The organism is Nocardiopsis sp. NPDC006938 (genome assembly GCF_042869555.1).
Lineage (GTDB): Bacteria > Actinomycetota > Actinomycetes > Streptosporangiales > Streptosporangiaceae > Nocardiopsis.
In genome coordinates, this window is the sequence record NZ_JBIAGA010000003.1 from 341,399 (window position 1) to 366,099 (window position 24,701).

At 73.6% G+C, this 24,701-nt stretch carries 20 protein-coding genes and 1 pseudogene; 13 read left to right on the top strand and 8 right to left on the bottom strand.

The window, feature by feature from the left end; all coding sequences use genetic code 11:
• Positions 1–201: 201 nt before the first annotated feature.
• The gene (locus ACFYL4_RS07025; protein ID WP_387517060.1) at positions 202–2,655 is read right to left on the bottom strand and encodes a helicase-associated domain-containing protein; all 2,454 of its coding nucleotides are present in this window, start codon (positions 2,653–2,655) and stop codon (positions 202–204) included.
• Positions 2,656–2,808: 153 nt separating this feature from the next.
• Between ACFYL4_RS07025 and ACFYL4_RS07030 the strand changes: the two genes are divergently transcribed.
• The 4 genes from ACFYL4_RS07030 to ACFYL4_RS07045 all read left to right on the top strand — a co-directional run bounded on the left by ACFYL4_RS07030 (position 2,809) and on the right by ACFYL4_RS07045 (position 8,957).
• The gene (locus ACFYL4_RS07030; protein ID WP_357767506.1) at positions 2,809–3,570 is read left to right on the top strand and encodes an HAAS signaling domain-containing protein; all 762 of its coding nucleotides are present in this window, start codon (positions 2,809–2,811) and stop codon (positions 3,568–3,570) included.
• A 521-nt stretch (positions 3,571–4,091) separates the two neighbouring features.
• Positions 4,092–4,475: a cold-shock protein gene (locus ACFYL4_RS07035; protein ID WP_357767509.1), complete on the top strand. Its 384-nt coding sequence runs from the start codon at positions 4,092–4,094 to the stop codon at positions 4,473–4,475.
• Positions 4,476–4,821: 346 nt separating this feature from the next.
• On the top strand, positions 4,822–5,577 hold the full coding sequence (locus ACFYL4_RS07040) for a DUF3027 domain-containing protein (RefSeq protein WP_387517186.1): 756 nt from the start codon (positions 4,822–4,824) through the stop codon (positions 5,575–5,577).
• Between the two features lie 245 nt (positions 5,578–5,822).
• Positions 5,823–8,957 (top strand): sacsin N-terminal ATP-binding-like domain-containing protein, encoded by a 3,135-nt coding sequence (locus ACFYL4_RS07045; RefSeq protein ID WP_387517064.1) that lies wholly within the window; start codon positions 5,823–5,825, stop codon positions 8,955–8,957.
• A 35-nt stretch (positions 8,958–8,992) separates the two neighbouring features.
• Here ACFYL4_RS07045 and ACFYL4_RS07050 read toward each other — a convergent pair whose 3' ends face one another.
• On the bottom strand, positions 8,993–9,838 hold the full coding sequence (locus tag ACFYL4_RS07050; RefSeq protein ID WP_387517066.1) for an MOSC domain-containing protein: 846 nt from the start codon (positions 9,836–9,838) through the stop codon (positions 8,993–8,995).
• 124 nt (positions 9,839–9,962) lie between these two features.
• On the opposite strand from ACFYL4_RS07050, the gene ACFYL4_RS07055 reads away from it, so the two are divergent.
• Positions 9,963–10,532, top strand: coding sequence for a TetR/AcrR family transcriptional regulator (locus tag ACFYL4_RS07055; RefSeq protein WP_357767518.1), 570 nt, complete (start codon positions 9,963–9,965; stop codon positions 10,530–10,532).
• On the top strand, positions 10,529–12,115 hold the full coding sequence (locus ACFYL4_RS07060) for an MFS transporter (RefSeq protein ID WP_387517068.1): 1,587 nt from the start codon (positions 10,529–10,531) through the stop codon (positions 12,113–12,115). Before ACFYL4_RS07055 ends, ACFYL4_RS07060 begins: the two co-directional genes overlap by 4 nt.
• On the opposite strand, the gene ACFYL4_RS07065 is transcribed toward ACFYL4_RS07060, so the two are convergent.
• The 3 genes from ACFYL4_RS07065 to ACFYL4_RS07075 form a co-directional block, all read right to left on the bottom strand.
• Positions 12,073–12,768 carry a DUF6518 family protein gene (locus ACFYL4_RS07065; protein WP_387517070.1) on the bottom strand — a complete coding sequence of 232 codons (696 nt, stop codon included), beginning with the start codon at positions 12,766–12,768 and terminating at the stop codon, positions 12,073–12,075. The two genes, ACFYL4_RS07060 and ACFYL4_RS07065, sit on opposite strands and share 43 nt — an antisense overlap.
• A 102-nt stretch (positions 12,769–12,870) precedes the next feature.
• A complete protein-coding gene (locus ACFYL4_RS07070) occupies positions 12,871–14,367 on the bottom strand; it encodes a methyltransferase (RefSeq protein WP_357767527.1) in 1,497 nt (498 codons plus the stop codon).
• A 50-nt stretch (positions 14,368–14,417) separates the two neighbouring features.
• A complete protein-coding gene (locus ACFYL4_RS07075) occupies positions 14,418–14,705 on the bottom strand; it encodes a DUF2530 domain-containing protein (protein WP_387517072.1) in 288 nt (95 codons plus the stop codon).
• A 220-nt stretch (positions 14,706–14,925) separates the two neighbouring features.
• Here ACFYL4_RS07075 and ACFYL4_RS07080 point away from each other — a divergent pair, with 220 nt between their 5' ends.
• Together ACFYL4_RS07080 and ACFYL4_RS07085 are read left to right on the top strand one after the other, a co-directional pair.
• The gene (locus tag ACFYL4_RS07080) at positions 14,926–16,377 is read left to right on the top strand and encodes an NCS2 family permease (RefSeq protein ID WP_387517074.1); all 1,452 of its coding nucleotides are present in this window, start codon (positions 14,926–14,928) and stop codon (positions 16,375–16,377) included.
• A 312-nt stretch (positions 16,378–16,689) separates the two neighbouring features.
• Positions 16,690–18,183 carry an MFS transporter gene (locus ACFYL4_RS07085; RefSeq protein WP_387517076.1) on the top strand — a complete coding sequence of 498 codons (1,494 nt, stop codon included), beginning with the start codon at positions 16,690–16,692 and terminating at the stop codon, positions 18,181–18,183.
• Here the strand turns inward: ACFYL4_RS07085 and ACFYL4_RS07090 are convergent.
• Positions 18,094–18,921: pseudogene (locus ACFYL4_RS07090) on the bottom strand (sulfite exporter TauE/SafE family protein); the annotation flags it as partial. The gene ACFYL4_RS07085 and the pseudogene ACFYL4_RS07090 sit on opposite strands and share 90 nt — an antisense overlap.
• Here ACFYL4_RS07090 and thpR point away from each other — a divergent pair.
• The 3 genes from thpR (at position 18,837) to ACFYL4_RS07105 (ending at position 21,203) form a co-directional block, all read left to right on the top strand.
• Entirely contained in the window at positions 18,837–19,433 is a 597-nt protein-coding gene (thpR, locus tag ACFYL4_RS07095; RefSeq protein ID WP_387517078.1) for an RNA 2',3'-cyclic phosphodiesterase, read from the top strand. The pseudogene ACFYL4_RS07090 and the gene thpR overlap by 85 nt on opposite strands.
• 142 nt (positions 19,434–19,575) lie before the next feature.
• Positions 19,576–20,781 carry an MFS transporter gene (locus ACFYL4_RS07100; RefSeq protein WP_387517080.1) on the top strand — a complete coding sequence of 402 codons (1,206 nt, stop codon included), beginning with the start codon at positions 19,576–19,578 and terminating at the stop codon, positions 20,779–20,781.
• Between the two features lie 68 nt (positions 20,782–20,849).
• On the top strand, positions 20,850–21,203 hold the full coding sequence (locus ACFYL4_RS07105) for a MerR family transcriptional regulator (RefSeq protein ID WP_387517082.1): 354 nt from the start codon (positions 20,850–20,852) through the stop codon (positions 21,201–21,203).
• On the opposite strand, the gene ACFYL4_RS07110 is transcribed toward ACFYL4_RS07105, so the two are convergent.
• Complete coding sequence (locus tag ACFYL4_RS07110) at positions 21,200–21,925, bottom strand: 3-keto-5-aminohexanoate cleavage protein (RefSeq protein WP_387517084.1); 726 nt, start codon at positions 21,923–21,925, stop codon at positions 21,200–21,202. The two genes, ACFYL4_RS07105 and ACFYL4_RS07110, sit on opposite strands and share 4 nt — an antisense overlap.
• A 92-nt stretch (positions 21,926–22,017) precedes the next feature.
• Here ACFYL4_RS07110 and ACFYL4_RS07115 point away from each other — a divergent pair, with 92 nt between their 5' ends.
• Positions 22,018–23,097, top strand: coding sequence for a YncE family protein (locus ACFYL4_RS07115; protein WP_387517086.1), 1,080 nt, complete (start codon positions 22,018–22,020; stop codon positions 23,095–23,097).
• A gap of 153 nt (positions 23,098–23,250) precedes the next feature.
• Positions 23,251–23,535: a hypothetical protein gene (locus ACFYL4_RS07120; RefSeq protein ID WP_387517088.1), complete on the top strand. Its 285-nt coding sequence runs from the start codon at positions 23,251–23,253 to the stop codon at positions 23,533–23,535.
• A gap of 82 nt (positions 23,536–23,617) precedes the next feature.
• Here the strand turns inward: ACFYL4_RS07120 and ACFYL4_RS07125 are convergent, their stop codons facing one another.
• The gene (locus ACFYL4_RS07125; protein WP_387517090.1) at positions 23,618–24,625 is read right to left on the bottom strand and encodes a glycerophosphodiester phosphodiesterase family protein; all 1,008 of its coding nucleotides are present in this window, start codon (positions 24,623–24,625) and stop codon (positions 23,618–23,620) included.
• Between the last annotated feature and the right edge of the window lie 76 nt (positions 24,626–24,701).

Sequence of the window (24,701 nt, forward strand, 5' to 3'; positions counted from 1 at the left end):
GTCGCCTACCTCCCCTCACCGGCTCCGGCCGTCACAACCCTCCCATCTTCTCCGCTTCGCGCCCGGCGTCGACCGTCGTCCGTGGCCGATGGCGGCCATTCGGTCCACCCGGGCCCGGACTCCGGACGGCCGGAAAGTGGTCCCCGGCGGTGCGCGCCGGTCGGCCATACCCGGACGCGCGGCGGCCGCGGGCGCGCCGGGTCAGTCGGAGTCGGCGAGCTCGGCCACCCCGGTGATCCGGTGGACCGCGAACCGGTGGACGGCGTCCCGGGTCGTGTCGTAGGCGGTGAGGAAGCCGCCGTCCACGCTGGACGGCTCCACGATCCGGCTGACCTGGCGGCCGTCGGTGTCCGTGTAGCCGATCCACACCCGGCGCCGGTCGGCCGCCGCCCCCGCCAGGACCTCCATGACGGCGGAGGCACGCGAACCGGCGGTGCCGCCCTCCGGTAGCGACACCGGGACGCGGGCGACGGTGGCGGCCTCGTCCCCGGCCCGCAGCGCGCGTACGGCGGCGCGGGTGAGCCCGGGGGTCGGCGCGCCCTCGACGGCGGAGACGGGCTCCGGTTCGGCGCGGCGAACCTCGGGGCGGCCCAGCCGCATCGTGCCGTCGCCGGTCTCGGCCACCGGGTGGTAGCCGAGCTGGCGCAGGCGTTCGGTCAGTGCCGCGCGGTTCAGGCCGCTGACCACCACGGTCGGCGCGAGCGCCAGCAGTTCGAGGTCGGCGGCCCGGCGGTCCGCGAGCAGTTCGGCGAGCAGCGCGGGCTCGTCACAGCGCAGGTAGCTGGAGGCCGCCCCGGTGCGCAGCCTGCCGTGCCTGCGGCCCGCGTCCGCCACCAGGTAGCGCAGCGCCTGCGGCAGCGGGGTGCGCGAGTGGCGCTCCAACAGTCCGGTGATGTCGGAGACCCCGCGTCCGGCGTCCAGGGCGCGCCGCACGGAGTCCTCGGTGAAGCGGTACACGGTGGCGCCCCCCGTGGACTCGACGTCGGCGACCAGGGCCAGCTCCCGGGCGAGGTCGGCGACGAGCGGCCCCGGCGCGACGGCGGTGAGGTCGCCCTGTACGAGGACGTAGTCCAACGGCTGGGGCAGCTCGGCGGCGAGGAGTCGCGCGGCGGTGTCGTCGGCGTCCTCGTCGAGCGTGAGCAGGGGCCGGGTGTGCTCGGCCAGCGCGCCCATGCCGGTGAGGCCGAGGGCCGCGGCCTCGGTGAGCGCGGAGCCGACCAGCTCCGAGTAGACGGGGCCCTGGCGGCGTGGGCGGCGCCAGGCCAGCCGGGCCCGGAGCGAGTCGTCGTCGGGAGCCAGACCGGGCTCGGCCGCGCCGAGTTCCGTGAGCACGTCGCGGCGGGCCTGCGGCGCGGCGGGTCTCACCATGCCGGGGCCGAGCACGTTGCGCACGCGGCCGCCCGCGTCACGGGAACCGGTCAGGGCCGCCACCCGGTCCGTGCCGAGCCAGGCCCGGGCCAGCACCAGCCACCGCCGCTCCGGGGCGCGCTCGCGCCACAGGTCGTACTCGCGGGTCGGCAGCCACTCGCCCGCGAGGCGGTGGTCGGTGCCGATCAGCCCGGCGGCGCGGACCACCTCCAGGTACAGGGCGGCGGTGTCCTCGTCGGTGTCCATCGCCTGCGCGGCCCGGCGCAGGTCGCGTACGCCCAGCCCTCCGTTGCGCAGGACGGCGGCGGGCTCCCGGGACCAGCGCTCCAGTAGCTCGTCGACGGCGCGCAGCACGGTGAAGGCCTGTCCTGCGGCGGCGCGGACGACGGTCTCGGGCGGGACCTGGCGCCCCTCGAAGCCGGGCGGGGCGGTCTCGACCTCGCGGAACAGCACTCCGGAGCGCAGGAGCAGGCCCACCTCGCGGGGCAGGGTCAGGGTGTCGTCGCCGGTGGGCACGAGGAGTCCCCGGGCGATGAGTTCCTCGACGGGTGAGGCGGCGGAGGCCAGGGCGACCTCCCGGCGCGCGTCGGTGACGGTGCCGTTGGGCGGTCCCCAGGCGAGGTTGTCCAGGAGGCGTCGGGCGGGCTCCCCGACCTGCCCCACCAGGGCGCGGACACGGTCGGGGTCGGACAGCGCGGTCGCGACCGTCTCCACGGGTGAGTCGGCGGTGCTGTGCGGGACGAGGTCGCGGGCCAGCCGCCGGACGGCGTCGTGCGGGAGCGCCGCGAGGAGGGCGCGCGCGGGCGGGCCCAGTTGGGCGGGGTGAGGCAGGAGTTCGCGCAGGACCTGGACGGGTCGCAGACGGCCTCGGTCCGGCCAGACCAGGGCGAGGGAGAGCAGGGTCTCCAGAGCGGAGTCCAGCGGCTCGACGCCGCGCCCGTGGGAAGGGGTCAGCCCGAGCCCGTGCGCGAGCGCGTCGGGTGGGGCCCCCACCGGTTCGGAGAGCCGGTCGTCGCCGAGCGCCACCACGGTCTCCAGGACCTGGAGGGTGAACCGGTCGAGCCGTTCCAGGGCGCGCAGCGCGGCGTTGCGCGAGGTCGCGCGGTGGGCCAGGGCGCCGATGTCGGCGGGGACCGGTTGGGCCAGGTCCGGGCGCGCGTCCAGCAGGGCGGTCAGCTCGTCGTCGGAGCGCGAGCGCAGCCAGGAGGTGAACGTGGGGGGCCGCCCCGGCGGGCCCCCGGGGTCGTCCGTGTCCCGGTCGGACCCGGGTGGCGCGTAGTCGGTCATCGGATCAACGCTAGGTGATCGGACGGTGCGGAGCACACCCGCTCCCGCCGCCTCCCCCTTCACGCTGAATCGAACCGTATCGGCGGAGAATTCTCTGCCCGAAATTCGGGGGGCGGGGTTAAAAGGCAGGTCAATGTGGGCCAATATGGGGCCATGACCCAGCGCTCGGAACAATTGGTACTCGACTATCTCTCCGAGGTCGGTCTCGCGCTGCACGGTCGGGTGTCGGCCAGGGAGAGGACCGCCTACCTCACCGGCCTGCGGGCGCGCATCGACGAGCGCCGCGCCGCGGCCGACTCCGACGACGCCGACACGGTGCGGCGCATCCTGCGGGGCTTCGGCTCCCCCGAACACATCGTTCAGGAGGAGCTGACCGGCCGGGCCGTCGACCTGGAGGACGACGAGATGATCCCGCCCAAACCGCGCCACGCGGACCGCCCGCCGCCGCCGTGGCGGGGCGGACCCAGCCAGGGGATCATGTCCCTGTTGGAGGGGCCCAGCCAGACCGACCTGCGGATGGACGGCCGGGTCTCCCGTAAGCCCGGCGTGACCCGCAACAGCCTCATGCTGGTCCGGTACCACCCGCCCGAGGCCGTGGCCCTGGTCATGCTCGTCCTCGCCGGGGTCTGGTGGGACGTGGCCTTCCTCTGGGTACTCGGCGCCGCCCTCGTCGTGCTCAGCCAGGTGTGGGGCGCCTGGGACAAGTGGATCGGCGTGGGGCTCCCCCTGGTGGCCTGCGTGGTCGGCACGGCCCTGTGGACGGGCGAGGCGAAGTTCGTCGACCAGTACATCCAGCAGGCCCTGCCCGCCACCGGGGTCCCCGCCCTGGGCCTCACCTCGTTGGCGTGCGTGCTGTACCTCTTTCCGAAGGCCGCGCGATCGGCGCGGGTCGCGGACCGGGCGGCACGGAGCTGACGGCACGGAGCTGACGGCGCGCGGTCGGCAGCGGGGCGGCGACGGCAGCCCTCGGGCCGGGACCCCGAATCGGTCCGTTCGGTCATTGGTTGGCAAACCCTGGGAAAGGCCTTTTCCGGTCGGCCCGTTGCCGCCCCCGCCCGCGGGGACCGGCGGGCCATCATGGGTGGTACACCGCCGCTGTCGCTTCGAGGCGGTGCACGACAGGTGGTCCGGCCTCCAGCTCGGGCACCGGCCCGTCGACGGCGTCCCTGACTCCGCCGAGTCCCGTCCCACACTCCGCACCCAGCGGTGACGGGGGCGGCGTCGACGCACGAGGCCCGGGTGAGCCGCATCCGGGCCTCGTTCCGTGCGCCCGGCGGTCCCGCCGCCGCACCCGCATAACCCCTCGCCAGGGGCGGGCCCCGGCACTAGCCTGGGGGCATCCATGGAACCAGGGGCCGCCCGGGGCGGGGGAATCAGGTGGACGGCACCGTTTCCGACGCCGCGCGCGCCCGTCAGTGAAAGCATGAGGTCTCCACGTGCCCACCGGCAAGGTCAAGTGGTACGACGACGGCAAGGGTTTCGGCTTTCTCACCCGGGACGACGGAGGCGAGGTGTTCGTCCACTCCACCTCGCTGCCGCCCGGGACGGCCGGGCTCACACCCGGCCAGCGGGTCGAGTTCGGTGTGGCCGAGGGCCGCAAGGGTGCCCAGGCGCTCCAGGTCCGGCTCCTGGACACCCAGCACTCGGTCGCCAGGGCCCGGCGTAAGAAGCCCGACGAGATGGTGCTCATCACCGAGGACCTCATCAAGCTCCTGGAGAACGTGTCCAACGGCTACCGGCGCGGCCACCACCCCGACAAGCGCGAGGCGGCACGGGTCGCCGCCGTGCTGCGCGTGGTCGCGGACGACCTGGAGGCCTGACGACGCGAGGCGCGGCCCACGCGTGAGACCTGGTCGGGGGCGGTGGAGGGCGCCGGGAGGCGCCCCGCGCCGCCCCCGAGCTGTCGCGGGGGTCCTTCGATCGCGCCAGCGCTGAGCCGACCGAAAAAACGTGTGACTTCGTGTCCTGAACCCACGGAAACACGGCGGGTGACCGCCCGAATCCCCGGTATCCGCCGTCTTCGGTGGCACAAGACTCCGTCAAGAGGTCGTATCGGGCGATCCTTGACCCGCGTTATGGTCAAATCGGTGCCCGCGATCAGTGAGAATGGTGAACGTGAGCCCTTCTCGACGTTCTCCTGTACCGGACAAGGCATGTGTCGACGCGGTGGATCTGGCCCGCTCGGTGGCGGCGGAGGTCGGGCGACCCGAATGGGTCGGTGAGCACCTCACCGTCCAGGTCGAGGACACACGCCTGGTCACCCACTACTTCCAGTGCCTGGACCCCTCCTACCCCGGATGGACCTACTCGGTCACCGTCGTCCGCGCCTCGCGCGCCAAGGACGTCACGGTCAACGAGGTGGTCCTGCTGCCCGGCGAGGGCGCCCTGGTCGCCCCCAACTGGGTGCCCTGGAAGGAGCGGCTGCGCCCGGGCGACGTCGGTGTGGGGGACCTGCTTCCCACCGACGAGGACGACGAGCGACTCGTCCCCGGCTACGCGCAGGTGCCCGACAGCGAACTCGACGCCGAGGGCATGGACAAGCAGATGGTGTGGGAGCTGGGACTCGGCCGACGCCAGGTCCTCTCCGAGGTCGGCCGCGAGCAGGCCGCGGAGCGCTGGTACGGCGGCGAGGCCGGACCTCGCAGCCCCATCGCCACGGCCGCCCCGGCGGCCTGCGCCACCTGCGGGTTCCTGACACCGCTCGCGGGTGAGCTGCGCCAGATGTTCGGCGTGTGCACCAACGAGTACGCGCCCGACGACGGCCGCGTCGTGTCACTCGACCACGGCTGCGGAGCCCACTCCGAGGTTCGCCGCCCCGGCCCGCAGAACGAGCCGCTGGCCCCGGTCGTCGACGAGATGGGGTACGACCACATCGTCTTCGACGACACCACCGAACTGGAACTGGTCTCCAGCGACTCCTGACGACACCCGTCACGGAGTCGGCCACACGGGCCGATCCACCTGAGCAACGGGCCCCGTCGCACCAGCGGCGGGGCCCGCTTCCGTGCGCGGCCCGGCGCCCGCGCCACGCGCCCCGTCCGGACCCGAACGGCCGCGGTCGTGGGCTAGGGTCGACCTACTGACTAGCTCGCCTGGCGCTCCCGTCCGTGACCGCGCGCGCGTGTGGGGCTGATCGGACCGCGCGCCCAGCGCAGGAGGAGACCACCATGGCCGAGCCGGTGACCGCTTCGGTGCCCGACACCTTCGACACGGCCGAACTGCGTCGGCGCGTCCTGGCGGCGTGGGCCGACGCCCCCGCCCGGTTCCGCGAGGACGCCAACGCGGAGGAGGACTTCGCGCTCGGCGGCTACCGCGACCGGGTGGTGGTGGAGCTCGCGCAGAACGCCGCCGACGCCGCCCGCCGCGCGGGCGTCCCGGGCCGCCTCCTCCTGTGCCTGGACGGCGACCGCCTCACCGCCGCCAACACCGGTGCGCCGCTGACCCCGGCGGGCGTGGAGTCCCTGGCCACGCTCCGGGCCTCCAGCAAGCGCGACGACCACGGGTCGGCGGGCCGGTTCGGGGTCGGGTTCGCCGCCGTGGCGGCGCTCAGCGACGACGTCACCGTGGACTCCGCCGGCACCGCGGTGCACTTCTCCGCCGAACGCGCCCGCGCGGTGGTCACCGACCTGCTCGACGCCGACGGTACCCACGCCGACCTCGCGGACGAGGTGGGCCGACGCGCCGGACACGTGCCGATGCTGCGCCTGCCGTTCGCCGCCGACGTCGTGCCGGAGCGCCCCGCGCGCGGCTACGACACCTACGTCACGCTGGTCCTGCGCGAGGAGCGCGCCCGCGACCGGGTCCTGGAGCTGCTGGACCGCACCGGTGAGGCGCTCCTCCTGGCCCTGGACGGACTCTCCGAGGTGCGCGTCGTGGTCGACGGCGAGGAGCGCACGCTCACCCGGGCGCCCGGTGACGAGGACGCCGGGACCGACCTGGTCACCACCCACAGCGACGCCGGGGGCAGCCGGATCACGTCCTGGCGGGTGCTCGGCCGCTCCGGGGAGTTCGCCCCCCACCTGCTGGAGGACCGCCCCACCGAGGACCGCGCCCGCGCGTCCTGGTCGTTGACGTGGGCGGCACCGGTGGCCGCCGACGGGGGAGTGGCGGAGCTGCCCGCCGACGTCGAGCGCGTCGTGCACGCGCCCACCCCCACGGACACCGAACTGGACCTCCCCGCCGTGCTCATCGGCACGTTCCCGCTGGGCGCGGACCGCCGGGCGGTGCAACCGGGAGCCGCCACCGACCTGCTGCTCATGGAGGCGGCCGAGGCCTACTGTGCGCTGCTGCGCCGGTTCGCCCCCGCCGCCGCCCTCGACCTCGTCCCGACCACCCGGGTGGGCGGCGGGGCCGTCGACGCCGTGTTCCGTACCCGTGTCGCCGAACCGCTCCAGGACACCCCGTTCCTGGTCACCGCCGCCGGTCTCCCCGTCGCCCCGCGCGACGCCGTCCTGTTGGACACCGGTGGCGCCAGCGGCGCCCCCGACCTGGTCGATCTGCTGGCCGAGCTCGCCCCGCCGCTGCTGCCCGGTTCGTGGAGCCCCCGGCACCCGGCGCTGACGGCCCTGCGGGTGCGTCGGCTGGGGTTGGCCGACCTCGCGGACCTGCTCGGCGACACCCGGCGTCCGCCGGAGTGGTGGCGCGGGCTCTACGCCGCCCTGGCCGCCGCCGGGTCCGGCGGGGCCGAACTCGACGAACTCGGTTCCCTGCCGGTCCCCTTGGCCGACGACCGCCTGGTGCGGGGGCCGCGCTCGCTGCTGGTTCCCACCGGGGACTGGGCGCGGGTGGCCGACGCGGACGGCAACCGGCTCGACCCGTCCGTCCTGGCCACCCTGGGCGTGCGCGTGGTGCACCCCGAGGCCGCCCACCCGTTGCTGCTGCGCCTGGGAGCGGTGGAGGCCGGGGCCGCCGCCGTCCTGGCCGACCCCCGCACCGAGGCGGCGGTCCGCGCGTCACTGGACGCCGACGACCCCGAACCCGTGGCCGAGGCCGTCCTCGACCTGGTGGCGGCCTCCGGGACGACGGTCCGGGACGCCCCCTGGCTGTCCGAACTGGCCCTGCGCGACGACGAGGACGGCTACTCGGTCGCCGCCGAACTCCTCGTTCCCGGCGCGCCCCTGGCCGACCTGCTGGTGGACGACGCCCCCTTCGGAACCGTGCACGAGGACCTGGTGCGCAGGCACGGCACCGACGCCCTGCGGGCCGTGGGCGCCCTGTGGGAGCTCACCGTGCTGCGCGCCGAGGACGCGGCACTGGGGGAGGAGTCGCCGCTCTTCGACGACGACGGCGACGAGGGCCCGGACGGTCTGGACGACTGGGCGGACGACGTCCTGGAACGCGTGGGCGACCCCGAACTCCCGCCCGTGGTCCCCGAACTGGTGTGCGTCGCCGACCTCGACTACGTGGCCGACGACGCCTGGCCCGGGGCGCTGGAGATGCTCTCCCGGGAACCGCTGCGCTCGGCGGTGGTCGAACCCGCCCGTCTGCTCATGCCGGACGGACGGGTGGTCGACGTCCCCTCCTACACAGCCTGGTGGTTGCGCACCCGGGCCCTGCTGGACGGCCGTGCCCCGGTGGGTCTGCGTACCGTCGACGCCGAGCCCGCGCTGGCGGGGCTCTACGACGAGGTGCCCGCCGACGTGGACCCGGAGTTCGCCCGCGCGCTCGGCGTGCGGAGCACGGTCGCCGACCTGCTCGCCGACCCGGACGGCCCGGACGACCTGCTCCGACGGCTGGCCGACCCGTCCCGGCACGTGAGCCGCGCCGACCTGCGCCGTCTGTGGACGGCGCTGGCCGGGGTGGACGCCGACCTCGTCACGCCGCCCTCTCTGGTGCGCGCCGTCAGTGAGGGCGCGATCGTCGTCGCCGACGCCGAGGACGCCGTGGTGGTGGACTCCCCGGACCTGTTGCCCCTGGTGGCCGACCGGCCGCTGGTGCTGGCCGAGGCGGAGGCGGCCGAACGGTTGGCCGACGTCCTCGACCTGGACCTGGCTTCGGAGAGCGTCACGGGCAAGGTGAACTCGGCCGGGCGCGTCCGCGCGGTCCCCGACGAGGCGGCGCTGTTCCTCTCGGGCGACCGGGAACCGGATCGCACCTACCTGCACCACCAGACCCTCACCGTGGACGGTGTGGAGGTGGACTGGTACACCGGCGACGGCGCGGTGCACGCTTCCGGGACGGAGGGGCTGGCGCGGGCCCTGTGCTGGCGGACCGGCCAGTGGTCTCGCCGCCACCTGCTCGCCGCCGTGCTGCGGGACCCGTCGTCCGCCGCCCGCATGCGGGACGAGGCCGACCTGGAGTAGGCGGGTCCGCGGTCGTTCTGTCTGGGGCGTTTTTCCTAGGCTTCGGGAGCGTCGGCCCACTCGGTGACGTCGAGGGCGTCACCCACGGACACGGTGCCGGGTGCGGTCACCGCGAACTTCGTGCAGAAGGCCACGCCTCCGTCGGCCACCCGGCGGTAGGCGGCCAGGGCGCGCAGCGGTTCGGGGCCGCGCCTGACCCCGGTCTCCTGGTCGACGGTGGTGACCGCGCAGCGGGTGCACATCTTCGCGTAGCCCAGTTCGGTGGTGCCCACGCGCACGCGGCGGACCAGGTCCTCGGTGTGCGGCTCGGCCCAGCCCGTGACGACGATGTTGGGTCGGAAGCGCTCCATGGGCACGGGGTCGGCGCCGTTGGCCACGATGCGCTCGTTGAGCAGGTCCAACGAGGTCACCGACCCGATGACGACGGCGTGGCCGTCCGCGAACCCGGCGGTGCCCGGGGTGACCCCCGTGGTCACGCGCCGGTTGTCGTCGGGGACCCGCACCAGGCGGCTGGGGCGGCCGAACAGGTCGGTGAGCCACCCGGCGGCCTCGTCCCCCTGGTCCACGCCCACCAGCGGGTTGTGGTGCACGGTCACGTCCAGGCGGGGGCCCTCGGGGTCCACGTCCACCTTCAGGGGGGAGCGGCCCTCCACGGTCAGCACCAGCCGGGAGCCGTCCGCGGCCAGGTCCGGGACGATCCGCGCCATGTGCGGGTCCCTGCGCTGGCTGCGGAAGTCGCCGTCGTCGTCGACCACCATGAACGAACGGTCGTGGGTGATCCCGGCGGGGGTGAACTCGGCGGTGGTGAGGGACTGCCCGGCGCACCCCTTGACGGGGTGGACGGCGAGGGCTGCCACGCGGGCGGTCGGAGTGGGGCTCATGCCGACGACGCTACCGGCCCGGCTCGTGAGCGGTGGACGGCCCCTGACGGGAACCCTGTGGCGCTGGAGGTGTGGCGTACGCCACACCGCGTAACTGTACCTTCCGGAAGGTACAGTTACTGCCATGCGACCCAGTTCGAGAACACTCATCCTCGATGCCGCCGTCCGGCTGACGGATCGGCGGGGCATCACCGCGCTGACCCTGGAGGCCACCGCCGAGGAGGCCGGGCTCACCAAGGGCGGGCTCCTCTACCACTTCCGGACCAGGGACGATTTGGTCCTGGCGATCCAGCACCACCTCACCCGGCACTGGGAGGAACGGCTCGTCGCCGAACTCGGCAAGCCCTGGTCCCAGGCCACCAGCCTGGAACGCGGCGCCGCCTACGTGCGCGTCATGATGCGGGACGAGGTCCGCCACGCCGACCTCGCCTTCATGGTCGAGGCCGAGTCCAACCCCGAACTGGCCCGGATCTGGGACGAACTCATGGAGCGGTGGGTCCCCACCCCGCACACGCTCGACCCCCGCGGGCTGGACCTCTTCCTGGCGCGTCTGGCCGCGGACGGGCTGCTGCTGTTCAACGCCACCCCCGGCAACGCCCTCCCCGACGAGGTGGCACGGGCGCTGCGGGCCCGCGTCGCCGACCTGGTCGCCGGCGAACCGGCCAACCCGGGGGAGCGGGGGGAGCGGCCGTGAGCGACGTCCGCGACCCCGGAGCCCCCGAGCCCGGTGCCAGCCCGGTCTCCGGAGCCAGGCGCTGGCTGGTGTTGGCCGCCGTCTCCGCCGGGCTGCTCCTCATCTCGGTGGACATGACCGTGCTGTACACGGCCCTGCCCACCCTCAGCTCCGACCTCGGGGCCAGCGCCTCGGAACGGCTCTGGATCATCAACGCCTACCCGCTGGTGATGGCGGGCCTGCTGCTCGGTGCCGGGACCCTCGGCGACCGGGTCGGCCACAAGCGCATGTACCTGGTGGGGCTCGTGCTGTTCGGCGCCGCCTCGCTGGCCGCCGCCTACGCCGCCAGCCCGGCCGTGCTCGTCGCCGCGCGCGCCTTCCTCGCGGTGGGCGCCGCCGCGATGATGCCCGCCACGCTGTCGCTGATCCGCGTCACCTTCGAGGACGAGCGCGAACGAGGGATCGCGATCGGTGTCTGGGGCACCATGGCGATGGTCGGAGCGGCGATCGGCCCCATCGTCGGCGGCGCCCTGTTGGAGTTCTTCTGGTGGGGCTCGGTCTTCCTGGTGAACGTGCCGATCGTGCTGGCGGCGCTGCTCCTGGCCGCCGTGGTGGCCCCCGGCGGCTCGGGCGGCTCCGACCGCCCCTGGGACGTCGTCGCCTCCGCGCAGGTGATGGTCGGCCTGGTGGGTGTGGTCTACGCGATCAAGGAGCTGACCGGCCCGGAGCCCTCGGCCGTCGCGGTCGTGGTCGCCGTGTTCGCCGCGGTCGGGGGCCTCTGGAGCTTCGTGCGGCGCCAACGCGGTCAGGCGCACCCGCTGATCGACTTCTCGCTCTTCCGCGACCCCCGCATCCTCGTGGGCGTGCTCGCCGCCGGGATGGCGATGTTCGCCCTGGCGGGTGTGCAGCTGGTCCTCACCCAGCGCCTGCAACTCGTCCTCGGCTTCACCCCCTTGCAGGCGGGGACCACCGTGGCCGCCATGGCCCTGGGCTCCCTGCCGGTGGGGGTGGTCGTCGGGGCGCTGCTGCACCGGGTGGGCACCCGGCCGATGATCGTCGCCGGATTGGCGACCTCCGCCCTCGGCACCGTGGTGGTGGCCGTGGCCTCGGCCGCGCCGCTGACGTGGACCGTCGCGGGGCTCCTGGTGATCGGAGCGGGCACCGCGGCGGCGATGACGGCCGCCTCCGCTGCGATCGTGGGCAACGCCCCCGCGCACCGGGCCGGGATGGCCGCCTCGGTGGAGGAGGTCTCCTACGAGCTGGGCAGCCTGTCCGGGGTCGCGGTGCTGGGCAGCCTGATGGCCGCCGTCTACACCCGGACGGTCGTCCTGCCCGCCGGTGCGCCCCCCTGGGCGGCCGAGGGCATGGACGAGGCCCGCGCGGCCGCCGGGGAGCTGGACTCCGGGGGCTCCGCCGAGCTACTGGACGCCGCCGCCCGCGCGTTCGACAACGGTTACCTGGCCACCCTGGTCATCGCCGCGGGTGTCCTGCTCGTCTCGGCCGTGTTCGCCCTCCTCCACGGGCGCGGTCGGCGGGACGGGGCGCCGGCCGCCGCCCTGGGTCAGGAGGGCCAGGTGAACAACGAGATGAGGTTCTGCGAGTAGACCGCGAGGAAGGCCGTGGCGACCACGGCGCAGACTGCCGCCGCGAGTAGTGCGGACGACGGTCGGGGGAACCGTCGGACCACGGCCCACACGAGGAGTGCCGCGCCGAAGGTGATCGACCCCCACCAGTAGGGGGCTGGCGTGGTGTCGGCGATGACGGTGAGTCCGTACACGCCCTCACCGACCAGGACGCCGCTCATCGCGCCCGCCGCGAGCGGGGCGACCCGGTCGCCGTTCCTGAGGGCGTGCCCTCCCCACCCCAGGAACGGTCCGACCACGACCGCGGCCGTGCACCAGAAGAGCGATCCGCTCGGAGACGGGGAGAACCCCCTCAGGAGCGAGGCCACGTCGTATCCGCCCACCATGGCGAACAGCGCGAGCACTCCGACCGCGACGGCGAACCCGCGCCGGGGTGACAGGGACGCGAGGAGGAGGGCGGCCAGGCTCCAGGAACCCGACGAGTTGGCCAGGGGCGACAGCACCTCGGGGAGGAGGCCCTGCCCGAACGAGGTGAGGACGCCCACCAGGAACCCCGCCGCCACGGCCAGGACCAGACGGGGCCAGGGAGAGGTCTCCGGTGCGGGTCGGACGGTGTCCTCCACCGGCGGTGCGGTCGGGGACGCGGACGGCCGGTCGCCGCTGTTCGTGGTCACGGTGGTGGTGCTCCTCGGGGTACGACTGCCGGGACTCGGCCCCGGGGTCAACCTCCGGGGCCGTTCCCCCTGACTATCGCCGGGGCACCCTCCGACGGTTCGTCAGCGGGCGACGCGGAAGAACCCCTCGGAGATCAGCGTGCGCAGTGCCTCCGGGGTGCGTTCGCGGATCAGCACCGGGTCCTCGCCCATGAGGTCGGCGATGGCGTCCAGTAGCGGACCGACCGGCATCGTGCCGTCGCAGACGCTCGCCAGGGCCGCCTCCACGGTGCCGATGCGGGCCACGCGGCGCAGCCCGTCGCGCTGGCGCAGCAGGATCTTCTCCGGGTCGGGCGCCCCCGGCACGGCCACGCGCTCCTCGACCACGTTCGGCGCCAGGGCCACGTGCGCGGCCAGCAGGGCCGCGTCGGTGAGGCGGTGGGCGGTCATCGCCCCGTCCACCACGTCCGGCAGGTAGGGGCCGACCGGCTGCTGCACGTCGTGCCGCAGCTCCTCCACCCGCACGGTGGCGTCCTGGGCGACGTCGTTGCGCAGGCTGATCCAGCCGAACCCGATGCCCTTGATGCCCTCGCGGTCGAAGTAGTCCAGCCAGGCGTCGTACCGGCGCGTGTACTCGGGGGTGCCGTGCTCGCAGGAGTCGCGCAGCCACAGCTCCACGTACTCGGCGGGGTCCTGTACGTCGCGCTGCACCACCCACCCGGAACAGCCCGTGCCGGTGATCCAGCCGCCCACGCGGTCCTGCCAGTCATCGGAGTCGGTGTGCGTCCAGTTCGCGAGGAACTGCGCCCACCCGCCCTCGGTGAGGTGGGCCGGGGCCTGCCGGACCAGCTCGGCGCAGACGGTGTCGCCGGGAAGGTCCGACTCGCGGTAGGTGTAGCGGGCCGCCTCGGGGGTGATCACGAACGGCGGGTTGGAGACGATGAGGTCGAAGCGCTCGTCCCGGACCGGCTCGAACAGCGACCCCTGGGCCAGCCGCGCGCCGGAGATCCCCGACAGCGCCAGGCTGATCCCGGCCAGGCGCACCGCGCGCGGGTTGAGGTCGGTGGCGACCACCTCGCGGGCCCGGGAGGCCAGGTGCAGGGCCTGCACGCCGCAGCCGGTGCCCAGGTCCAGGGCGCGCTCGTAGGGGCCGTCGACCATCAGCCGGGAGAGGTTGGCCGAGGCGCCGCCCGCGCCGACGACGTGGTCGGCGCGCGGGACGTCCCCGCTGCCCGGGCGGACCTTGGGGTCGGACACCACGAAGCCGGGGCGGCCGTCCTCCAGTTCCCAGGGGCCGAGGTGGACCAGGGCGCGCACGACCGTGCCGCCCGGTCCCTCCTCGACGGAGACCAGTCCGGCGTCGGCCAGTTCGTCGACGGGCAGGATGGAACGGGCCGCGCGCGCCGGGATGGGGGACTGGAGCCACCACAGGCGCAGGAGCAGTCCGAGGCGTTCCTCCCCGCCCGTGGCGCGGAGTGCGGGCACGAGCTGCTCGCGGGCCAGGGCCTTGGCGGCGGCGTCGCCGAGGCGATCGCGGACCCCGGACACCGTGTAGTCGGCGTCGATCAGGATGCCGCGGAGGCGGTCGGCGAGTCCTCGCGGGAATTCTGTCTCAGACACCCGCCCATTATCGGTCAGGTGACGATGTGCCCCGGTGGGGCGGTCGCGGTTCAGGAGGCACCGGGCGCGGGGGTGTCCCCTCCGGTGCTCCGCTCGGCCGCCCGATCCGCCGCCTCGTCGCGTTTGCGGAACAGGCGGGGGATGTAGAGGAACCCGAAGACGCCGAGGGCGATCCCGGTCACACACACGCCGATCCACCACGTCTCGGAGGCCGGAAGGCCGTCTCCCATGGCCACGAGGACCACGAGCGCGATCGCCCACGCGGCCGTGCCGATGGCGGCCGGGACGCGGTAGTCGCTCTCGTGGACTTCGGGGTCGGGCTGGCGAGGTTTGGGCACGGTCCCAGGCTATCCGCTGGGTGCGGAGGGAGGGGGAGAGGCGCCGGAGGTCGAGGTCGGCGGAGAGATGCCTTGGTCACACCCGATGATCCGATCCTCCGGTGATATGGCGGTTTCTCTGAAAATGATGTGAAACAGGTGTCGGCTGTTGTACGAAGATGCAACTAATCTGGCGCAGAATCCTTGTTGTCCGGTAATCCGACGAGGTCAGGCTGACGACGTGAACGCACCGACACCATCCCCCACCGACGAACAGAGGAGGCCCAAGGGCTTCCTCGACCACTACTTCCGCGTCTCCGAGCGCGGTTCCAGCCTCGGGACCGAGATCCGCGGCGGGATGGCGACCTTCTTCGCCATGGCCTACATCGTCGTCCTCAACCCGCTGATCATCGGCACCGCCGAGGACGTCAACGGCGACACCCTGGGCATCCCCGGCGTCGCCGCCATGACCGCCCTGGTCGCCGCGCTCTCCTGCGTGCTCATGGGCGTGGTCAGCCGCTACCCCTTCGCTATCGCGGCGGGCATGGGCCTGAACGCGGTGGTCGCCTACGGCATCGCCCCGCTCATGCCGTGGGCGGACGTCTTCCTGCTGATCATCATCGAGGGCGTCGTCCTGCTCGTCCTCGTGCTGACCGGCTTCCGCACCGCCGTCTTCGCCGCGATCCCGCCCGGCCTCAAGGTCGCGATCGCCGTGGGCGTGGGCCTGTTCCTAGCCCTCATCGGCCTGGTCAACGCCGGGTTCGTGCAGGCCGGTGAGGGAACCCCGGTCCAGCTCGGCGACGGCGGCCTCAACGGCTGGCCGATCCTCGTCTTCGTCGTCGGCCTGCTCCTGAGCGTCGGCCTCTACGTGCGCAAGGTGCGCGGCGCCCTGCTCATCGGCATCGTCGCCACCACGTTCCTCGCCATCGCGGTGGAGACGCTCCTCGGTGACGGGGGCGACGGCCTCGGATGGGGTCTGACCGTCCCGAGCCTGCCCAGCGATCCCGGTGCGCTGATCGCCCTCCCCGACATCTCCCTGCTGGGCCTGTTCCTCGACGGCGGGCTGGCCGGACGCTTCTCCGACATCGGCGTCGCCACGGTCGTCATGCTGGTCTTCACCCTGCTGCTCGCCGACTTCTTCGACACCATGGGCACCATGGTCGGCGTCGCCCACCAGGGCGGCATGGCCGACGAGGACGGCAACATCGAGGGCACCCGCGAGGTGCTGGTGGCCGACTCCCTCGGCACCGTCCTCGGCGGCATCGGCTCCGCCTCGGTCGCCACGCTCTACGCGGAGTCCGCGGCGGGCGTCGGCGAGGGCGCCCGCACGGGTATCGCCCCGATCGTCACCGGCGCGATGTTCCTGGTCGCGACCCTCTTCACGCCGCTGGTCACCCTGGTGCCGTTCGAGGCGGCCACCCCGGTCCTGGTGATCGTGGGCTTCATGATGATGACCCAGGTGACCAACATCGACTTCAAGGACCCGGCCATCGGCATCGGCTCCTTCCTGGCGATCATCATGATGCCGTTCACCTACTCGATCGCGAACGGCATCGGGTTCGGTCTGCTCGCCTACGCCTTCGTCATGCTGGTCACGGGCCGCGGCCGCCGGGTGCACCCGCTGCTGTGGCTGATCTCGGTGGTCTTCCTGATCCACTTCGCGGAGGCGCCGATCTACGCCCTGATCGGCTGACTCGCGCTCCCCTCACCGGTGCCTCGCGGCCCGGTGAGCCGCGTCGGACGAGGGCCGACACCCCGATCGGGGTGTCGGCCCTCGTCGTGGAGCGCCCCGGTGGTCGCGCCCGGCACGGCGCAACCGGGAGGAAGGGGCCGAACCCGGGCGCGGGGCGCGGGGGAGGGGTCCACGCGGGACCCGACGGGAATGCGGGCGGGGGTGGTCCGCGTTGCGACAGGTGATGAGTCAACGCCGTTTACTTCTCTGCCCCCGAAACCACGCCCGGGTGGACGCCCCCGCCCCGTTCCACCGTCGGACGGGGAGGGACTGATGCGCCGTGCCGCGATGTTCCGGTCCCTGGCCGTCCGCAACTACCGCGTCTACGCCCTCGGCCAGCTGGTCTCCAACCCCGGCACCTGGATGCAGCGCATCGCCCAGGACTGGCTGGTCCTCCAGCTCAGCGGAGGCAGCGGAATCGCGCTCGGCCTGACCACCGCGCTCCAGTTCCTGCCCATGCTCTTCCTCGGGCTCTGGGGCGGCGCCATGGTCGACCGCTTCGACAAGCGCAAGCTCCTGATCGGCACCCAGGCCACCATGGGCGTCCTCGCCGTCGGCCTGGGCGTCCTGGCCACCCTCGGCGCCGCCCAGGTCTGGCACGTCTACCTGTTCGCCCTCGGCCTCGGCATGATCACCGTGCTCGACAACCCGGGGCGCCAGGCGTTCGTCCCCGAGATGGTCGACCGCGAGATGCTGCCCAACGCGATCGCCCTGAACAGCGCCAGCTTCCAGCTCGGCCGCGTCACCGGACCCGCCGTCGCCGGTGTGCTCATCGGTCTGGTCGGCAGCGGCCCGGTGTTCATGGTCAACGGCCTCTCGTTCGCCTTCACCATCGTGGCGCTCCTGCTGATCCGCACCGCCGAACTCAACCCCACCGAACCCGTGCCGCGCGGCAAGGGGCAGATCCGTGAGGGCCTGCGCTACATCGGCGGTAGACGCGACCTGGTCCTGCTGCTGGTCCTGGCCGGTTCCGTGCAGTTCTTCGGCGCCAACGCGCAGAACCAGATCGCCCTCATGGTCAACAACGTGTACGAGGCCGGTGCCACCGCCTTCGGGGTGGCCGCCGCCTCGCTCGCGGTGGGCGCGCTGGCCGGAGCGCTGTTGGCGGCGCGCCGCGACCACCCGAGGCTGAAGCTGGTACTGGTCGGTGCGATGGGCTTCGGAGCGACCCAGCTCCTGGCGGGCCTCATGCCCGGCTACGTCTCGTTCGTCGTGGTCCTGGTGCCCATGGGCGTGCTCTTCATGACCTTCGTGACCACGCTCAACGCCACCTTCCAGCTGAGCGTCGACCCCCAGATGCGCGGCCGGGTCATGAGCATGTTCCTGCTCGTGTTCATGGGTGTGGCCCCCATCGGCGCACCCGTGGTGGGCCTGATCGCCGACGCCTTCGGGCCGCAGGCCAGCCTCCTCACGGGCGGCGCGGTGACGGTCGTGGTGGTCGGTGTCCTCACCGTGCTGCTGATGCGTGCGCGCGGGCTGTCCGCCGGTGCCCTGCTGCGCCGTCGCCGGGGCCGGGCGGCCGCCGGTGCCGAGACGGTCCGAGGCCCCGGCGGGACCGAGAGCGCTCCGGCCACCCCGGCACCAGCCGGGGGATCAGGCGGTGACCACCCGGGTGACCATGGAGACCGAACTGACCGCGAGCAACACCAGCACGGTGCGGCGGAACAGCTCGGCGTCCAGCCTGCGGAAGAGCCGCTCACCCACGAGGGTGCCGAGCACCAGGGCCGGGGCCCCGACCACCAGAAGGCCGCCGACCTGCGAGGTTAGCTGCCCGCCGAACCCGAAACCCACCAGTGTCGCCACGCTCGTCGCGGAGAACGTGACGGCGAGCGTGGCCCGCTGGACGCGGGGTTCCAGCTCGGACAGCCGCGACCCCTGGAGCCCCGCCACCATCAACGGGCCGTCGATCGCGGTGGAGGCGAACGCCGCCCCCGAGAGCGCGCTCATCCCGGCGACCGCCCCCAGACCGCCGGGCACGCGCACCCGCCGCCACACGAGGACCGTGCCGAGCACCACGGTGGTCGCGATCAGCACGAGCAGCACCCTCTCCGAGAGCACGTTGATCGCCCACAGCCCGAACGGCACCCCCGCCAGCGCGCACACGAGCAGCAGCGAGGCCGCCCGCCGGTCCACGTGCGTACGGTCCCGCAGGGCGACCCACAGGTTCAGCGGAACGGCCAGGGTCGCGGCGACCACCACCGCCGTCACCGGGTCCAGCAGCAGGGCCAGCGGCGGGACGGCGGCCAGGGAGAACCCGAACCCGGCGGTGATGCGGACCAGGGCCGCGACGGTCAGGACCACGAACACACAGGCGAGGACGTACACGGGCGGCTCACAGGACGGTGGCGGGCGGGGCGGACGTGCGGGACGCACCGCGTCGGAGGGTGGCGGGCGGACCGGGTCGAAGGGATGATGATCCCATGCCCCTGTTCGTCGCGCTGTGGCCGCCCGGCCGGGTCCGCGACCACCTGCGCCGCGCGGTGCGCGAGGCCCGGCCCACGGCACCGGACCTGCGCTGGAGCCCGCCGCAAGGGTGGCACCTCACCCTGGTCTTCCTGGGGGACCCCGGCGATCGCACGCCCCGGGTGGCCGAGGCCCTGGAACGCGCCCTGGAGGGCCGCCCGCCCCTGGACCTGACCCTCGACGGCTGGGGCGTCTTCCCCCGCCCCGACGAACCGGACGCCGGACGGGGCGCCTCCGTGGTGTGGGCCGGAGTACGGGGCGACGGGCTGACCGGGCTGGCCACCGACCTGGCCGACTCCGCGCGGCGCGCGGGCGTGCCCGTCTCGTCACGCCCCTTCGTGCCGCACGTCACCCTCGCCCGCTCCCGGCGCCCACACGACGTCACCCGGACCCTGCGTGCCCTGGGCCCGGCGATCCCCACCGGCTGGCGGGCGGACCGGGTCGACCTCGTCGAGAGCCGCCCGTCGGGGCCGGACCGCTACCGGACCGTTCGGAGCTGGGGACTACCCTGGGGTAGCGAATCCCAACGAGCACCGGAGCGGGGCACGTCATGAGCATGCTCACCAACAACAGGAAGCAGCGCTGGCTGCTGCCCGTGGTGCTGGGTTCCATCATGCTCATCGTGGTGCTGGGAGCGATCTTCGGCTGAGCCCCGGCTTGACCCTGACACCGGTGGCAGGGTCCTAACGTGCGGCCATGTCCACGCACACGCCCAGATCCGGCTGGCTGGCCTGCCTGGCCCTCACGGCCTTCGCGGTCGGCACCGACGACCTCGTCATCGCGGGGCTCCTCCCGGTCATCGCCGAGGACCTCGACGTCAGCGTCGCCGCCGCCGGACAGCTCGTCACCGTCTTCTCCCTCACTTACGCCGTGGCCGCGCCGCCCCTGGCCGTCGCCACAGCGAGGCTGCCCCGCCGCACCCTGCTCGTCGCGGGGCTCGCGTTGTTCGCCCTCGTCAACCTGGCCACCGCCCTCGCGTCCGCGTACGCCGTCCTCATGGGCCTGCGGGTGCTGGCGGCGCTGATCGCGGCCGCCCTCACCCCCGCCGCCTTCTCCATGGCGGCCCGGCTCGCACCGGCCGGGCACACCGGGCGTGCGGTCGGCGCGGTCGCCGCCGGGCTGACCGTCGCCCTCTTCCTCGGGGTGCCCATCGGCGCGCTCCTGGGCTCCGCGTTCGGCTGGCGCTCGGCCTTCGCCGCCGTGGCCCTGCTCACCGGGGCGGTCCTGCTCGCCTCCCTCCGGTTCCTGCCGCCGCTCCCGGGGGCGCCCGAGGCCGGGCTCCGCGAACAGCTGAGCCACCTCGGCCGACCCGCCCTCCTGACCAGCGTCGCCGGGACCGTCGCCGGGGCCTCCTGCGGCTTCATGACCTACACCTACGTCGCCCCGCTCACCCGCGACCTCACCGGGGCGGGGCCGGTGGCCCTGGCCCCGCTCATCGCCGTGGTCGGCGCGGCCGGGGCGGTCGGCACCTTCCTGTGCGGTCGGGCCACCGACCTCTGGGGCGCCGACCGGGTCCTGCTCACCACCTTCGCGGGGATGGTCGGGGCCAGCGCGCTCCTGGCCGCGCTCGCCCTCCCCGACACCGTCCCGGTGTGGCTCCTGGGCTGTGTGTTCGCCCTGTGGGGGTTCGCCGCCTGGGGGTTCGCGGCACCGATGAGCGCCCGGCTGCTCCACCTCGCGGGGGACGCTGGCACCGAGGCCCTGGCCCTCAACACCGGCGGACTGTACGTGGGGACGGCGGTGGCCGGAGCCCTCGGCGGCGCCGTCGTCGCCGGGTACGGGGGAACGGGCGTGCCCGTCGCCGCCACCGCCGTGGGGCTCGCCGCCCTGGCCCTCATGGCGTGGTCCGTCCGGCGCTTCCCCGCACGGTCTCCCTCGGAGAGCGCGCCCGCCACGGCGTGAGAGCGTTTCGTAGGCTGGCGGGGCGGCCGCGCACCGGCGCGTCCGCCCCACGAGGTCGGAGACCGAACATGCGCATCGGGGAACTCGCCGAACGGACGGGCGCCAGCCCGCGCTCCCTGAGGTACTACGAACAGAGGGGACTGCTCGCCTCGGAGCGGACGGCCAACGGGTACCGCGAGTACGGACCCGAGGCCGTGGACCGCGTGCGCAACATCCGCCTGCTCCTCGAATCCGGGCTGACCTCGGAGGACGTGCAGGAACTCCAGGACTGCCTCGAACTCGACCTGGTCCGCGAGCCCGCCTGCGCCGAGGCCGTGGCGCTCTATGAGCACAGGCTCCGGGCGGTCCGGGAGCGGATCGAGGCGCTCACCGCCACCCAGCACCGGATCGAACGCCAGCTCGCCGAGGGCACCGGCCCCTAAGCGGCCGCCCCGGCGAGGGAGACCGCACGCTCCACCAGGGCGGCGTTGTCGTGCGCCTCCACCCCCTCGGGCAGCCGCATCGTGTCCTCCAGGCCGATCCGGAGGTCCAGCCCCTCCTCCAGCGCCTGTTCGAGCATCGGCCACGCGGTCGCGTCCACCCCGTGCAGCATCCGGGGGACCCGCACCCGGCCCCGGTCCAGCACCCGGGTGATGGCCTCCGTGTTGCGCCGGGCGTCCTCCACCGCCACCTGGGTCGGCTCCACCAGCACCGCCGCCACCTCCACCCGGGTGGCGACCAGGATGCGCGCGGCGTCCACCGACCACACCCCCGCCTCCACCGCCACCCGGCGGTCGCCCAACAGGTTGACCAGGTCCACCGAACCCGCCTCGTGCAGGTTCACCGACACCGAGTCGGGCAACGACGGCGACGCCCACCGGCTCACCAGGTCGTAGCGCCGCCAGGGGTCGGGCTCAGCGGACAGGGCGGTGGTCAGGGACACCGGGACGTCGGGCCCGTCCGCGCGCAGGCGCTCCATCAGCTCGGCCACCACCCCGGGCTCCAGGGACTCCGCCCCGCGCGCGTCGCGCGGGTGGACGTGGAGGCCGGTGGCGCCCGCCGCCACCACGGCGTGCGCGTCGGTGACGAGTTGGTCGACGGAGACGGGCAGCGCCGGGTGCGCACCCGGACGGCGGTCACCGTTGAGACAGGCGACGATCCTCATGAGGTCTCTCCTTGCGGCGCTCTCACTGCCGAATGTGCCCGTTCACACCCGGGTGCAAGCCCCCGGCGGGCGGCCCTGGCAGGATGGCGGGCATGAGAAGCTCTCTGACCCTCGTCGCCGCCGCCCTCCTCGCGCTGGCTCCGGCGGTTCCCGCCGTGGCGGCCACCGCGGACCCCGAGGACGGCACCGGCGGCTTCGACTACCCGCGCGGCAGCGAGGGCCCCGAGGGTTCGGAGATCGCCTTCGAGTTCCAGGACGACCGCATCTCCGAGTCCAGCGGCCTGGCACCCTCCCTCCTGCACGAGGGGGTGTGGTGGACGCACAACGACAGCGGCGACCACCCCTCCGAGGTGTACGCGGTGAACGAGGACGGCGAGACCGTCGCCACCGTCACCCTCAACGTGGAGCGGCGCGACTGGGAGGCGATCAGCGTCGCCCAGGGTCCGGACGGGGTTCCGGCCGTCTTCGTGGGCGACATCGGCGACAACTTCGGCGGCGGGTGGCCGAGCGTCCGCGTCTACCACTTCACCGAACCCGAGGTCCTCGGCGACTCCGCGCTGGACCCGTCGGTGTTCACCTTCACGTACGAGGACGGTGGGCGCGACGCGGAGGGGATGATGATCGACCCCCGCGACGGTCGGCTGTACGTGGTGTCCAAGGAGTTCGCGGGCAGCGTGTACGTCGCGCCGGAGAACCTGGACCCGGTCGGTGAGAACGTCCTGACCAGGGTGGACTCCGCGCCGCTCTTCGCCACCGACGCCGCGTTCAGCCCGGACGGCACCCGCTACGCCATCCGCACCTACTGGGGTGTGAGCGTGTACGACGGGACGAACGGGGTGCCGGGCCGCCCGGTGGGTTCCTTCGACCTGCCGGAGATGGACCAGGGCGAGTCGGTGGCCTTCACCCCGGACGGGTCCGCGCTGATGGCCGGGACCGAGGGGGCGAACTCCCCGGTCTGGCGGGTACCGCTGTCGGGCGAGCAGCTCCCGGAGATGGCCGCGGACACGGAGGAGGCGGAGGAAGCGGCCGAGGCCTCCCCGGTCGTCGACGAGTCGGCCGCCGAGGAACCGGAGGAGGCCGACGCGGGCGGCGCGCTGCCGCTCATCCTCGGCGGGGCGGCGGTGGCGGTGGTCCTGATCGGCGCCATCGTCCTGCTGGTGCGCCGTACCTGAGCCCGCTCCGCCGGTCCGGCCCTCAGGGCCGCCGGTCCCGACCCCCGGGGCTACACTGTCCGGCAACCTACGTGGAGGTCCCTGATGGGTGATGGCGCTAATCCTGACCAGCGCACGCATGTCCTCTCAAGGCAGGATCACGCGGATACCGGGGTGGAAGGTGAGTCCATCTCGCGGCCGCTCACCTTCGCCGAAGAGGTGAACAGCCTGCGCGCGGCCCTGGAGCGGGAGCTGGCGACCAGGGTGGAGGAGCGCGGCGGGACGGCGGAGCTCCTGTCCTCCGAGGCCCTGACCATTGTTTTCCTCCTGGACGAGTTCTCGGCCCGCATCCGCCTCCAGGTGCGGGAGGGAGACCTCGACGGGGAGGCCGAAGCCCTCGCGGAGCTGTCCGACAAGATGAGCGCGATCGTCAACGCCGCCATGTGGTCGGGGCGCTGAGTCCGCGTTCCCCGGGACCTGTCGCGCACTCCTCGCCGGGACCGGTCCCTGAGCCCGCGCCGAAGGGCCCAGGGACGGGGGCCTACTTGGCGGGCTGGGGGTCCAGGTAGTGCTCGCGGCACAGGAACGCGTGCCGTGAGAAGTCGGTGAACACGCCGTCCACCCCCGCGTCGAAGAAGGCCTCGTACTCGGCGGCGAAACCTCCGTAGTCCTTGGGCTCTCCGTCCGAGCGCAGGTCCTCGGGGAGGAAGTGGTTCTCGCTGCGGAACGTGTAGGGGTGCACGACCAGACCCGCCTCGTGGGCGTCCCGGACCAGGTCGGTGGGCTCTCCCAGCGAGCCGTCCTCGTTGGTGGGGATGACCAGGCTCTTGTGCGGGCCGATGCCGTGCGCGAACGACGCCACCTCGGCCAGGCCGCCCGGGGTCGTGTGGTGCAGCCAGTGCTCCTCGGTCCCCATCAGGTAGACGAGCGGCAGCCCCGTCTCGGCGAGCTTGCGCAGGCTCTCGGCCTCGAAGGACTGGAGGAACACGGGCACCCGGGGCTCCTCGCCGACCAGCTCGGCCCCGCGCAGCGCGGCGATGAGCGGCGGTTCGAGGTCCAGGCCCTGCTCCACGTGGTGGGCCGGGTGCTTGGTCTCCGGGTAGATCCCGATGGGGCGGCCCAGCTCCTTGGTCAGGGACAGGGCCAGCTCGACGACCTCCTGGAGGGTCGGGATCTCGTAGGTGCCGTCCATCACCGCGTTGTCCGGTCGGACCCCGGCCATGCGCTCGCGGGCGCGCAGCGTCTTGATCTCGGCGAGGGTGAAGTCCTGCGCGTAGAACCCCTCGACGGTGCGCCCGTCGATGGTCCGCTCCGTGCGCCGGTCGGCGAACTCGGGGCGGTCGGCCACGTCGGTGGTCTCGCCGATCTCCTGCTCGTGGCGGCAGATCAGGTGCCCGTCCTTGGTGGAGACCAGGTCCATCTCGATGAAGTCGCCGCCGTGCCGGGCGCCCAGTTCGTACGAGGCCAGCGTGTGCTCGGGCCGGTGACCGGAGGCCCCGCGGTGGCTGATGATCTTGATGGGGAGTTCAGTCTTCTTGTTCCTGCGCACAGTGGGACCGTCCTGGGAAACGATGATCGGAAGAAGGAGGAGGAGGCCGACCCACGCGCGGCGGGTCGGCCTCCAT